The 12,772-nt window shown below is 35.7% G+C and carries 11 protein-coding genes and 1 tRNA gene; 8 read left to right on the top strand and 4 right to left on the bottom strand.

What is annotated here, in order from left to right:
• Nucleotides 1-39: 39 nt before the first annotated feature.
• From MMF97_RS06905 to MMF97_RS06870, 8 genes are all read left to right on the top strand, one after another.
• A complete protein-coding gene (locus tag MMF97_RS06905) occupies nt 40-1,758 on the top strand; it encodes a M3 family oligoendopeptidase (protein ID WP_243360872.1) in 1,719 nt (572 codons plus the stop codon).
• A gap of 184 nt (nt 1,759-1,942) precedes the next feature.
• Complete coding sequence (locus MMF97_RS06900) at nt 1,943-3,886, top strand: amino acid permease (protein ID WP_243360870.1); 1,944 nt, start codon at nt 1,943-1,945, stop codon at nt 3,884-3,886.
• Complete coding sequence (locus MMF97_RS06895; RefSeq protein WP_243360869.1) at nt 3,846-4,967, top strand: ATP-grasp domain-containing protein; 1,122 nt, start codon at nt 3,846-3,848, stop codon at nt 4,965-4,967. The genes MMF97_RS06900 and MMF97_RS06895 overlap by 41 nt, the downstream gene beginning before the upstream one ends.
• Nucleotides 4,968-4,999: 32 nt before the next feature.
• Nucleotides 5,000-6,157, top strand: coding sequence for an XrtY-associated glycosyltransferase XYAG1 (locus MMF97_RS06890; RefSeq protein ID WP_243360867.1), 1,158 nt, complete (start codon nt 5,000-5,002; stop codon nt 6,155-6,157).
• An 11-nt stretch (nt 6,158-6,168) separates the two neighbouring features.
• Nucleotides 6,169-6,792: a class I SAM-dependent methyltransferase gene (locus tag MMF97_RS06885; protein WP_243360866.1), complete on the top strand. Its 624-nt coding sequence runs from the start codon at nt 6,169-6,171 to the stop codon at nt 6,790-6,792.
• The gene (locus tag MMF97_RS06880) at nt 6,789-7,652 is read left to right on the top strand and encodes a glycosyltransferase family 2 protein (protein WP_243360864.1); all 864 of its coding nucleotides are present in this window, start codon (nt 6,789-6,791) and stop codon (nt 7,650-7,652) included. The genes MMF97_RS06885 and MMF97_RS06880 overlap by 4 nt, the downstream gene beginning before the upstream one ends.
• A 33-nt stretch (nt 7,653-7,685) precedes the next feature.
• Nucleotides 7,686-8,267 carry an exosortase/archaeosortase family protein gene (locus MMF97_RS06875; protein ID WP_243360862.1) on the top strand — a complete coding sequence of 194 codons (582 nt, stop codon included), beginning with the start codon at nt 7,686-7,688 and terminating at the stop codon, nt 8,265-8,267.
• On the top strand, nt 8,248-9,975 hold the full coding sequence (locus MMF97_RS06870) for a carbamoyltransferase family protein (RefSeq protein ID WP_243360860.1): 1,728 nt from the start codon (nt 8,248-8,250) through the stop codon (nt 9,973-9,975). The genes MMF97_RS06875 and MMF97_RS06870 overlap by 20 nt, the downstream gene beginning before the upstream one ends.
• A 1-nt stretch (nt 9,976) precedes the next feature.
• Here MMF97_RS06870 and obgE read toward each other — a convergent pair whose 3' ends face one another.
• The 4 genes from obgE to MMF97_RS06850 all read right to left on the bottom strand — a co-directional run bounded on the left by obgE (nt 9,977) and on the right by MMF97_RS06850 (nt 12,692).
• A complete protein-coding gene (gene obgE, locus MMF97_RS06865) occupies nt 9,977-10,984 on the bottom strand; it encodes a GTPase ObgE (protein WP_243360857.1) in 1,008 nt (335 codons plus the stop codon).
• A 104-nt stretch (nt 10,985-11,088) separates the two neighbouring features.
• Nucleotides 11,089-11,658, bottom strand: coding sequence for an adenylate kinase (locus tag MMF97_RS06860; protein WP_243360855.1), 570 nt, complete (start codon nt 11,656-11,658; stop codon nt 11,089-11,091).
• A 397-nt stretch (nt 11,659-12,055) separates the two neighbouring features.
• Nucleotides 12,056-12,129 (bottom strand) — tRNA-Arg (locus MMF97_RS06855).
• A gap of 98 nt (nt 12,130-12,227) precedes the next feature.
• Nucleotides 12,228-12,692, bottom strand: coding sequence for a redoxin domain-containing protein (locus MMF97_RS06850; RefSeq protein ID WP_243360854.1), 465 nt, complete (start codon nt 12,690-12,692; stop codon nt 12,228-12,230).
• Nucleotides 12,693-12,772: the final 80 nt, after the last annotated feature.

The following is a 12,772-nucleotide window of genomic DNA, read 5'->3' as shown; positions in this document are numbered from 1 at the left end:
AATCCATAACCTATATTTATCTCTTTAAAATTTACACATATGAGCTTGTCAGCCCTTCATAAAAAACAGCGTCACTATATCCCTCAGGATTTAAGTATAGACTGGGAAAACCTTGAACCTATCTTCAACGAGCTTTTAAAAAGAGAAATAAATAGCGTAAAAGAACTTGAGCAATGGTTACGTGATAAAAGTGAACTTGAAGCTGCATTAGAAGAAGATTTTGCATGGAGATACATTAAAATGTCATGTGATACTTCAAATGAGGAACTGGTTAAGAGTTTCCAATATTTTGCTACAGAGATCGAACCTAAAATTTCTCCAATAGCCAATCAGTTAAATAAAAAATTCTGTGAAAGTCCTTTTATTGATCAGCTTGATCAGGAAAAATACTTTGTTTATATCCGTAGCGTAAAAAAAGCCTTAGAACTATTTAGAGAAGAGAATATTGAATTATTTACGAAATTACAGGTTGCCCAGCAAAAATATCAGGCCATTACTGGATCCATGAGTGTTGAACTTGAAGGCAAGACTTACACTTTAGAACAGGCTGCTAATTTCTTAAAAGATACCAACCGCGAAACAAGAGAAAATGCTTGGAGAAATATTCAGCAACGAAGACTTGTTGATAAAGATGAGCTCAATACATTATTTGATGAATTGGTAAAAATGAGACATCAGGTAGCTTTAAATGCAGGCTTTGAAAACTATCGCGATTATATGTTCCAAGCTTTGGGACGTTTTGATTATACCCCTAAAGACTGCTATGATTTTGCTGCCGCAATAGAGAAAGAAATTGTACCTCTGTTAAAAGAACAAGCAGATAAACGTAAAAATGCGCTAAACTTAGCTGAGCTTAAACCTTGGGATCTGGATGTAAGTACCTCAGGCAAACCAGCTTTAAAACCTTTTCACAATGGTAATGAATTGATCGATAAATCTATTCTCTGTTTCAGTGCATTAAGACCTTCATTAGGAGAAAAACTTGCAATTATGAAACGGAACAACCTTTTCGATGTAGAAAGTCGTATGGGCAAAGCACCGGGAGGTTACAATTATCCGCTTGCAGAAACAGGAGCTCCTTTCATTTTTATGAATTCAGCCAATTCTCTACGTGATTTAACCACTATGGTGCATGAAGGAGGGCATGCTGTACATACTTTTTTAACTGCAAACCTGGAACTCAATGATTTTAAACATTGCCCGTCTGAAGTAGCAGAATTAGCCTCTATGAGCATGGAACTAATTTCTATGGATAAATGGAATGTTTATTTTGATAAGGAAGAAGACCTGATCAGGGCTAAAAAAGAGCAGCTTGCTGATGTATTGAAAACCTTGCCATGGGTAGCTGTAATAGATCAGTTTCAGCACTGGATCTATACCAATCCAGATCATAATGCAGCCGATAGAGAAGCAGCGTTTAAACAAATTTATGAAAGATTTGGTGCAGGCTTTGCAAATTGGGACGGTTTAGAACAGCAATTGGGAAATGTATGGCAAAAACAATTGCATCTGTTTGAAGTACCATTTTATTACATAGAATACGCAATTGCACAATTAGGAGCCATTGCTGTATGGAAAAATTACAAAGAAAACCCGGAAAAAGCACTCGATCAATATCTGGCCGCACTGAGCTTAGGTTATACCAAACCCATGAATGTGATTTATGAAACAGCGGGTATTAAATTCGATTTTAGTGCTTCATATATAAAAGACCTTGCTGCATTTGTTAAAGATGAATTAGAAAAATTGGAAGGATAGTTTGTTAATCATTTTTCGCTATTCCGTTGGTTGAAGTGTCCTTACTTCATTTTTCGTTGGTACTTATTTCGCATCTGAACTTAAGACTTTATACTTCATACTTTAACGGCGACCATAAATAGCGCTTTCATTTTTAACACATATTTTTTAAGTTTGGAGAATTCAACCAAGCAACCAGAATTAAATGCTGAATAACCTGTTTAGAAAAAAATCCGTTTCCAAAATATTAGAAGAAGCCTCAAAAGGTTACGGAGATCATGAAAGTTCACTAAATAAAACATTAGGAGTAAGAGACTTAACTGCTTTTGGTATAGCTGCTATTATAGGAGCCGGTATATTTAGCACCATTGGTAAAGCCAGTGCAGATGGCGGGCCAGCAGTGATTTTTCTCTTTATCTTCACTGCAATTGCCTGTAGTTTTGCTGCTTTTGCTTATGCTGAGTTTGCATCTATGGTTCCTGTTTCAGGAAGTGCCTATACGTATTCTTATGTTGCTTTTGGCGAATTAGTAGCTTGGATTATAGGTTGGTCTTTAATTATGGAATATGCCATTGGTAACATAACGGTGGCCATTTCCTGGTCTGATTATTTTACGAGTTTACTCTCCTCCATCAAGATAAAAAGCCTGGGAATAGATGGAATACATGTACCCGATTGGGCTACAATGGATTATCTTACCGCTTTCAATGGACATAAACATGCCGAAGCTTTAATCAACGCAGGTAAAGACATCGCCAATTTAGACGAAGCAACCAGCATTGCCAATAATGCCTGGGTTACAGCTCCGCAAATTGGAAGTTTTCATTTTGTAGCAGATTTACCGGCTTTAGGTATCATTATATTTATTACATGGCTGGTTTATCGTGGCATGAAAGAATCCAGAAATGCAAGTAATGCTATGGTGGTTATAAAATTAGCTGTTATTTTATTGGTTCTGTCTGTTGGTATTTTCTATGTGGATACAGAAAACTGGAATCCTTTTGCACCGAATGGGGTTTCAGGAATATTAAAAGGTGTATCAGCTGTATTCTTTGCTTACATAGGTTTTGATGCCATTTCTACAACTGCAGAAGAATGTAAAAATCCACAACGAGATCTGCCAAAAGGTATGATGTGGGCTATTATCATCTGTACCATTCTGTATATAGCTATAGCTTTAGTACTTACTGGAATTGTTAAATACAACACTTTAGCAGTTGGAGATCCTTTGGCCTATGTTTTTGATCAGATTGATCTTAAATTGATGAGTGGTATCATTGCAGTAAGTGCAGTTTTTGCAATGGCCAGTGTATTATTGGTTTTCCAAATGGGACAGCCTCGTATATGGATGAGCATGAGCCGTGATGGATTATTGCCAAAATCATTTTCTAAGATTCACCCTAAATACAAAACTCCTTCATTTTCAACAATTGTTGTAGGCTTTGTAGTAGCCATACCTTCATTGTTCATGAATCTTACCATTGTAACAGATTTATGTTCTATAGGTACCTTATTTGCATTTGTACTGGTATGTGCTGGTGTATTGGTATTACAAAACAGACCTGATGTACAAAGAGGAAAGTTCAAAATTCCTTATGTAAATTCTAAATACATTATTCCTTTATTGTTTGTAGCCTCTGTTATTTTTGGTTTAACTCAATTTAAAGCAGAAACACTTGCCTTCTTAAAAAATGAAACCAAATCAGTTGATGCAACCACATTTGTAACTTCATTAAATAATGAGGAGTTGCAAAATGTTAAGAATGAAATCGCTCAAAACCCTGTTGTTCTTCAGGGCAAACAAATAGATGCAGAAGCTTATCTGAATAATTTAAGTGCAGAACAATATGAAAGCTTTCTGACAAAGTCTTCTATTAGCTTTGACAAAAAATACGAAAGCGGCTGGAAACTCTTTAAGCACAAAATACCAATGTGGATATTTTTATTAATCTGTGTGGTAATTTCATATTTCTGTTTTACTAAAAATTTGTCTCTGATACCTGTTTTAGGATTAATCAGCTGTTTATATATGATGTGCGAATTGGGCATCAGCAACTGGATTGGCTTTGGTGTATGGCTGGCTATAGGTCTGATTATTTATTTCTCATATGGCTACAGAAACAGTAAACTTGCGCAAAACAAGACATAAAGAAGCCATAATGCTGCAAAAAACGTCAATACTTTTAATCGGTTACGACTCTAATCTTTGTCTTGGCGTTTTATATTGCCTAAAATCGCTTAATGCTGATATTTACCTGTTAACCGGTAACAAGAAGAATGCCGCCCGATTTTCTATCTACCTCAAAAAAGCTTATGAGGAATATGATAAAAACGGTGTACAACAGATTAAGGAAATCGTAAAAAAGCACAATATAGATCTTATTATGCCTATAGATGAGCTTGAAATAAGAAATATAAAGCTTCATACCGAAGAATTAAACAAAATTGCAGTGTGCAGTTGGGCTACCGAAGTGGATAGATTTGATATTGCTATCAATAAAATGAAACTGGCAAAATTTCTTACCGAAAATAAAGTTCCATGTCCAAAGTTTACAATCATAGAAAGTTTGGCAAAATTAGAGAAAGATGCAGCAGATATGGGCTATCCGGTATTAATAAAGCCAGATAGGGAAGCTTTTGGAAGATTGATACAACGTTTTGAAAATTGGGAGGAACTTAAAAATTTCTATATAAAGAATGAAACAAAACTTAACCGTTTTATTCTACAGCCCTTTATAATAGGAAGTGATGTTACCTGCAATGTGATATGCAGAGAAGGAGAACTCATTTGTTATACTATACAGGAATCTCCTGTTAAAACAGGAAGTGATTTTAGCTCAAATGATATTCTGAAGTTTCATGATGATGAACAGGTAATAACTGTAATTGCCAGAATGATGAAATTACTTAACTGGCATGGAGTAGCTTGTATAGATATGAGAAGAGACATTCGAGATAACTCAGTAAAGGTACTGGAAATCAACGGACGTTTCTGGGCATCAGTAATTAGTTCATATATACGTGCGGGGATAAACTTCCCTGTTACTATGGTTAAGTTGGCACTGAAAAAAGAAGTTGAACCATTCAATATCAAATCAGGTCAGCAATTAACTTTAAAACAGGTAGTCTCTTCAACTTTTACCAAAAATCGTAGTTCTATTAAAGACACTAAATATATGAGCTACTTAGCCGATCCATTTGCCAGAATTGCACAGTTACTGAAAATCTAATAACAGTACCGTCAAACTTAATAATCAGCCCTTTGAAGATCATCCAAATATGTGCAGCCTATAAACCCGCTTACATTTATGGTGGGCCAACCATGTCGGTCTCTAAACTGTCTGAAGAATTAACCAGATCCAAACAAGATGTTACCGTTCTTGCTACCACTGCTAATGGAAAAACGGAATTAGATGTTGCTGTTGGTACCGAAACATTGGTTGATGATGTAAGAGTTTATTATTTTAAGCGATGGACCAAAGATCATACCCATTTTTCTCCCTCACTACTAGGATATTTACATAAAATCCTAAAACAAGCAAAGAAAGATAACACTAAAATAATCGTACATATTCATGCCTGGTGGAATTTAGTTTCCATACTATCATGCTGGTTAGCTAAAATGCATAAAGTTCCGGTGATCCTTTCACCAAGAGGGATGTTAAACCACTATACAACCAGCAATAAAAATTCTTTGCCTAAAAAGCTTATACACTCAGGTATAGGTAAAAAATTGTTAAACTACACTTACATACACGCCACCAGTTTTAAGGAGCAGACAGATATTAAAGAAACCTGTACCACTAAAAGTATAAACGTAATTCCTAATTTCGTTAAGTTAAGTCATTTAGCTCTTAAAGAGGCCCCTCCCTACTCTCATTCTTTCCGGCTGTTATTCTTGTCAAGGATTGAACAGAAAAAAGGACTTGAAATATTATTTGAAAGTTTAAGTAAACTGGATTTTAACTGGGAACTTAGTATCGCCGGGAGCGGAGAAGAGCAGTATCTAGAAATGCTAAAAAAATATGCCCAAGATCTAAACATAGCTCATCATATTAAATGGATAGGTTATGTTAACGGCGATAAAAAATTTGAAATCATGGCCAATCATGATTTGCTGGTATTAACTTCTTTTAATGAGAACTTTGCTAATGTTATCATAGAAGCCTTAAGTGTTGGTACGCCTGTTTTAGTTTCAAAAGAAGTTGGATTGGCTGATTATATTTTACAAAATAATATGGGTTGGGTCTGTAAACATCATCCTAATGAGATTGCGCAGGGTTTAGAAGAAGCATTTCAAAGTAAGGATAAACGCAATCATATCAGGCAAAATGCACCAGAAACAATTAAAAAAGATTTCGATACTGATCTACTGGTAAATCAGTATATTAGCCTGTACCACGACCTAACAACCTATTAACCAGATATTCTATGTCAGAGTATAAAGACTACGGTTTTCACAATAACGAAAACAGCCATACACACAATTATCTTTTAATGCCCATAGTAAACCTTATAAGTACTAAAAAAACACCGGTTTTAGATCTGGGATGTGGCAACGGTTCTTTTGCCAATGAGTTAATTAAAAATGGTTTTGATGTATATGGAACGGATGCTTCAGAACAGGGAATAAAGCTGGCTAATCAGATTAATCCTGATCGTTTTTTTATTCAGGATTTAAGCTCTGAACTGCTTCCTGCACAGATACAGAATATGCCTTTTAAAACCATTGTTTCAACAGAAGTAATTGAGCATTTATATGCACCCAGAACCTTTGTATCTTTTGCAAAAAAAATTCTCTTAAAAAACGGTGGTGGCGAATTCATTTTATCTACGCCTTATCATGGTTATCTAAAAAACCTTACCATTGCGCTTACCAACAAAATGGATAGTCATATTAATCCCCTTTGGGATGGAGGTCATATCAAGATCTGGTCAAGAAAAACGCTTACGGCTCTGCTTAAGGAACAGGGCTTCCAGGTTACCCATTTTAAAGGATGTGGCCGTTTTCCTTATCTTTGGAAATCAATGGTTATAAGAGCAACAATAGCGTGAATACCGAGTTTAGCTTCATTATACTTACTTTTAACGAAGAACAACATTTACCCCGTTTACTTGATTCCATAAAAGGATTAGAAGCTGCTGTTTTTATTCTGGATTCAGGCAGTAAAGATAATACCCTGCAGATTGCCGAAACTTATGGTGCAACAGTACAGCAATATGCTTTTACTAATCATCCTAAACAATGGCATTTTGCTTTAAATAACTTTTCAGTTCAAACCCCTTGGGTAATAGGTTTAGATGCCGATCAGATTGTTACTCCAGAACTTTTTAAACGTTTACAAAGTTTTAAGAGTAAGGATTATGAAGCAATCAACGGCATTTATTTTAACCGTAAAAATATTTTTAAAGGTAAATGGATCAAATATGGTGGCTATTATCCAAAATATCTGTTAAAAATGTTCAAGTTTAACGTGGGTTATTCTGACCTGAATGAAAATATGGATCACAGATTTGTAGTTCCGGGAAAAACCATGACATGGAAAGATGGTCATATCATAGAAGAAAATCTTAAAGAAAACGATATTGAGTTTTGGATAGCCAAACACAACAGATATAGTACACTTGTTGCCCTTGAAGAGTTTGAACGGTTACAAACCATAAAACAATCAGCCACAGAACCTTCATTATTTGGAGACCCCAATCAGAAAATTGCATATCTAAAAAACATATGGTGGAAAATGCCTCTATATATCCGCCCGTTTTTATACTTTTTTTACCGTTACTTTATTAAGCTGGGTTTTTTAGATGGCAAAACAGGCTTCATTTTCCATTACCTGCAAGGCTTCTGGTTCAGATTAGTTATTGATATAAAAATTAGCGAGCTAAAGAAAAAAGCTCGCCCTTTTAATTAACTTGCTTTACAGAACTTTATTAATTTTGTTCCTATGACCAGCAAACTAAAACTTATTTATAAGAAACCATGGTTTTTTGCCTTAAGTTTTGTGGTTTTAGCCTTTGCTCTATATCGTTTTAACTACTTCTACATTGGTCTGGTTAATAAAGGAGGAGGATATTACAGCCCTTTTCTTGATCATTACTTGAATTACCCTCATTGGCTGCAACAAATACTTTTAAAAAGTGCCAGTGGCATGCTTCACCTGTTCGGAGTTGATAATTTTGTTTATCACGATAGTATTAAAATAAGCAGAGGAGTATGGGTAAATGTAGGTTACTCTTGTTATGGCATGGGTATCATTACGTCTTTTTGGGCTTTTGTAATTGCCTATCCTTATAAAACAGTAAAAAAGAAATTATATTTTATTCTGGCTGGTACGCTGATCATTATCTTAACCAACGTTATACGCATTGCTTTGGTTGGCTTCATATTCAGCAGGTTTAAAACAGTTAGACAACATGCCGATCTGCATCATGATTTATATAACATTTTTGCATATTTGGTAATTATTTTAATGATTTGGTTCTGGTTAAAAGAAAATAAAAAAAGTAATGTACATCCTGGGAATTAATGCTTATCATGGCGACTCTTCTGCCTGTATATATCAAAATGGCACACTCATAGCAGCGGCAGAAGAAGAACGTTTCAGACGCATCAAACATTGGGCGGGTTTTCCATCTCAGGCCATTCAGTTTTGCTTAGACGAAGCTGGAATTAGAATTACAGATGTAGATCATATTGCTATTTCAAGAGATCCCAAAGCCAATTTTAGCCGTAAAGTTTTTACAGCACTTAAAAATAGGTTAAGCATAAGCAATATGCTTAACCGCGTAAAAAATTTAAAAAAGGCAGCTTCCATAACCGACGAATTCTGCAATCATTTTAACATTGAACCTCAGCAGCTTAAAGCGCAAATACATAATGTAGAACATCATCGTAGCCATTTAGCCAGTGCATTTTTTGCTTCTCCGTATTCAAAAGCGGCATTGCTTTCTATTGATGGCTTTGGAGATTTCACCAGTACAATGACTGGTATAGGAAATGACAATCAGATCAAAGTACTTGAAACCGTTTCTTATCCCCATTCTATAGGTGTTTTTTATACCACTTTTACGCAATGGCTGGGTTTTCCTCATTATGGCGATGAGTACAAAGTAATGGGTCTTGCTCCTTATGGTAAACCTAAATATGTAGAAAAATTAAGAGAAGCTATTAAAGCTACAGATAATGGGCTTTTCGAGCTGAACTTAAAATATTTTAATCACCCCACAAAAGGTGTAAATATGGTATGGGAAGGTGGCATACCTGCGATGGACAGTTTATTTTCTGATGAGCTGATCAAGGATTTTGGTCCTGCCCGCAGATCTGATGAACCATTATCACAAGATCATAAAGACTGGGCTGCATCTATACAACGTATTACCGAAGAAATTATCTTTCATTTATTAAAACATCTCCATACAAAAACAGGATTAGATTCTGTTTGCATTGCCGGAGGTGTTGCACAAAATTCGGTTGCTAATGGCAAGATATTACTGAATACACCTTTTAAGCAATTATACATCCCTCCTGCCGGACACGATGCTGGTACCTGCATAGGTGCATCATTATGGGTTTACAATCATTTGTTACAACAGCCACGTACCGAACCCATGTTACATGGTTATTTGGGTAGTCAGTACAATAATGAGGATATCAAGGAGTTCCTGTCTGACAAAAATGTAAAGTTTGAAAAGTTGGAAAATCATGAACTTTTTGACCGGGTTACCGATTGTCTCATCAATGCAGGTGTAGTAGGCTGGTTTCAGGGCAGAGCAGAATTTGGCCCAAGAGCTTTAGGTCATCGTTCTATTATTGCAGACCCACGACGCACGGACGCAAAAGATATTTTAAATGCCAAGATTAAACGACGCGAATCGTTCAGACCTTTTGCACCTTCTATCTTAAAGGAGCATGTTGAAACTTATTTTGAACAAACAGATAATGTACCCTTCATGGAAAAGGTATTTCAGATAAAAGAAGAAAGAAAAGTACTTATTCCGGCAGTTACCCATGTAGATGGCACAGGTCGTCTGCAAACTGTAGATCAGCATATTGAACCTAAATATTACGGCTTAATCAATCGTTTTTATGAAAAAACGGATGTTCCAGTATTATTAAATACTTCTTTTAACGAAAATGAACCTATTGTAAACCATCCGGCTCATGCGCTAGATTGTTTCTTAAGAACTAAAATGGATATGCTGGTGCTGGAAAACTATATAATCACCAGAGAATAATCTAGCTTTCGGTTTCAGTATTGATGGCTTTCCAAAGTATGTCTTTAAGCTCAACCAAACCTTGTTGGGCAACAGATGAAATAAAAACATAAGGAAGTTTTGGCAGGTCATTTTTCATTTCCCGTTTCAACTCTTCATCCAATAAATCTGATTTGGTAATAGCCAGAACATGCGGCTTTTGCATTAACTCAGGATTATATTCATGTAATTCGCGTTTCAAGATCTGGTATTCTTCATTAATGCTTCTGCTGGTATCAGCCGGAACCATAAACAATAATACAGAGTTACGCTCTATATGTCTTAAAAATCTGAAACCTAGACCTTTTCCTTTTGATGCGCCTTCAATGATACCCGGTATATCTGCCATTACAAAAGATTTGGAATCCCGATAAGCAACTATACCTAAATTAGGTACAATGGTAGTAAAAGGGTAATCTGCGATTTCTGGTTTAGCTGCCGATACAACTGATAGCAAAGTAGATTTACCCGCATTCGGAAAACCAACTAATCCAACATCTGCTAAAACCTTTAACTCCAAGATCATCCATTCTTCTTTTCCAGGTTCGCCTGGTTGGGCAAAACGAGGCGTTTGCATAGTAGGAGTTTTAAAATGCCAGTTGCCTAAACCACCCCGACCTCCTGCTGTTAAGATTTCTGTCTGGCCGTCTTCCGTAATTTCAAACAAGGTTTCACCAGTTTCAGCATCTTTGGCAATCGTACCTAAAGGCACTTCCAGGATTTCATCTTTACCATTTCTACCAGATCTCAAAGCACTGCCTCCACCCTCGCCATTTTCGGCAATGATATGCTTACGGTATTTTAAGTGCAAGAGAGTCCAGATCTGTGCAGAACCTTTTAGGATAATATGGCCACCTCTGCCACCATCTCCTCCATCCGGGCCTCCTTTTGCAGTATGTTTATCGCGATGTAAATGCGCAGAACCTGCCCCGCCTTTACCAGAACGGCAACATACTTTTACATAATCTACAAAATTTGAACCTTGGGACATGAAGATGAATTTACGACTATTAAATTATAAATATCATTAAAAATTTTAACCTGCAGGTTATGCCCGCAGGTTAAAATTTGATGTGTACAATATATATTATTGAATTAAAAACTATCTATAACCTCACAAAGGCTATTAAAGATGATCTCAATCTCACCAATTCCGTTAACCTTTGCCAATTTTCCTTGAGCTTCGTAATAAGGTAACACGTGAATGGTTTTATCAAAATACTCTCCTATACGCTTTTTCAGTTTCTCAGCGTCATCATCTGGTCTTCCGTTAAGCTTATGGCGCTCAGCAATTCTACGGGTTAATTCTTCCTGATTTACATCTAAAGCAATTACACCGTTAACTTTAGCACCTTTACTTTCCAGGAAACGATCTAATTCTTCTGCCTGCGGAACCGTACGTGGAAAGCCATCAAAGATAAATCCTTTAGCTGTTTTATTCCTGTCAACTTCTTCTTCCAGCATAGCAATGGTAATGCTATCAGGTACCAGTTCTCCGTCTGCAATAAGCTGACTAACCTGTTTCCCTAAATCTGTCTGGTTTTTGATATGAGCTCTGAATAAATCACCCGTCGAGATGTGAACCAATTGATATTTATCAATCAATTTTTGTGATTGGGTACCTTTGCCTGCACCCGGAGGGCCAAAGAGAACTAAATTAAGCATTTAAGTATCTATCTTTTATTTTTAAGCCTTTACAAAGACTTTTTTTAAAAAAGCCTTACCTTAAAAACAAAAAGTAAAGCTGCCAATGTTTAATTATTTAAGGTTTAACAGTAAGATAGTGTATTTTTTATACTAAATCCTTAACCTTATTTTTGAGCTGCAAATATATAAATTTTAAAATATTATTTAGGGTATTAGATTCTACAAAAATTAACAAATAAGATATAATTTGTTTACAATGCTAACAAATGCTTACCTGATATTTGAGGGTATTTAACTTCAAAACCAACTTTCCTAAAGAAATAAGGAGGAATTGCATATTTGTTATTTCTTACAGAAACAGAAAAACACAAAGTATTAAGCATAAAAAAAGGACATTCAAATGAATGTCCTTTTGTGCACTCGTAGGGATTCGAACCCCAAACCTTCTGATCCGTAGTCAGATGCTCTATCCAATTGAGCTACGAATGCATTCTCGTTTTTGTAACGGTCTGCAAAGGTAATGCTTCAAAATTAATTTCGCAATTTTTTTTGTACAATAACAAGAAAAAATAATCTGTGTATCGGTTTTATCCTGCTACAATTGCTTTAATCTTTTCAAAATCAGGGAGATTTCCTGCTTCTTCTAAAACCTCAGCATAAATTATCGTGCCGTTCTCATCTACCACAAAAGCCGCTCTTTTGGCTACACCTTTCATACCAAATACAAATTCTTCATAAATGGCACCATATGCTCGGGCGGCCTCCTTATTAAAATCAGATAACAAAGGAAACTGGTAATTTTGATCTTCTTTAAATTTAGCTAAGGTAAAAGGCGAATCAATAGAAATACCCACAATCTCTGCATTAAGATCTTTATAATATCCAAAACTATCTCTCATTGTACAAAGCTGAGTTGTACATACTCCCGTAAAAGCCAATGGAAAGAAATGGATAATCAGTTTTTTACCTTGGTAGTCTTGTAAAGACACCTCTTTTAAATCTGAACTATAAAGTTTAAATGAAGGCGCTTTATCGCCTGTTTGTAATGCCATAATATAATTGTTTTAATTGTTGATTGGTTAGTTAGTTGATTAGTTTATCGGGGTAGCTGGGCAGGAACTTTTGTGTCTTT

Source organism: Pedobacter montanisoli (assembly GCF_022809115.1).
GTDB lineage: Bacteria > Bacteroidota > Bacteroidia > Sphingobacteriales > Sphingobacteriaceae > Pedobacter > Pedobacter montanisoli.
The sequence above is the reverse complement of the archived record's forward strand: the minus strand, read 5'-3'. Positions and strand labels throughout refer to the sequence as shown.

What these genes read in the sequence shown, in the direction of transcription:
- MMF97_RS06885 (WP_243360866.1), top strand. Translation starts at nt 6,169, where the DNA reads ATGTCAGAGTATAAAGACTACGGTTTTCACAATAACGAAAACAGCCAT.
- MMF97_RS06895 (WP_243360869.1), top strand. Translation starts at nt 3,846, where the DNA reads ATGGCTACAGAAACAGTAAACTTGCGCAAAACAAGACATAAAGAAGCC.
- MMF97_RS06900 (WP_243360870.1), top strand. Translation starts at nt 1,943, where the DNA reads ATGCTGAATAACCTGTTTAGAAAAAAATCCGTTTCCAAAATATTAGAA.
- MMF97_RS06875 (WP_243360862.1), top strand. Translation starts at nt 7,686, where the DNA reads ATGACCAGCAAACTAAAACTTATTTATAAGAAACCATGGTTTTTTGCC.
- MMF97_RS06850 (WP_243360854.1), bottom strand. Translation starts at nt 12,692, where the DNA reads ATGGCATTACAAACAGGCGATAAAGCGCCTTCATTTAAACTTTATAGT.
- obgE (WP_243360857.1), bottom strand. Translation starts at nt 10,984, where the DNA reads ATGTCCCAAGGTTCAAATTTTGTAGATTATGTAAAAGTATGTTGCCGT.
- MMF97_RS06905 (WP_243360872.1), top strand. Translation starts at nt 40, where the DNA reads ATGAGCTTGTCAGCCCTTCATAAAAAACAGCGTCACTATATCCCTCAG.
- MMF97_RS06860 (WP_243360855.1), bottom strand. Translation starts at nt 11,658, where the DNA reads ATGCTTAATTTAGTTCTCTTTGGCCCTCCGGGTGCAGGCAAAGGTACC.
- MMF97_RS06870 (WP_243360860.1), top strand. Translation starts at nt 8,248, where the DNA reads ATGTACATCCTGGGAATTAATGCTTATCATGGCGACTCTTCTGCCTGT.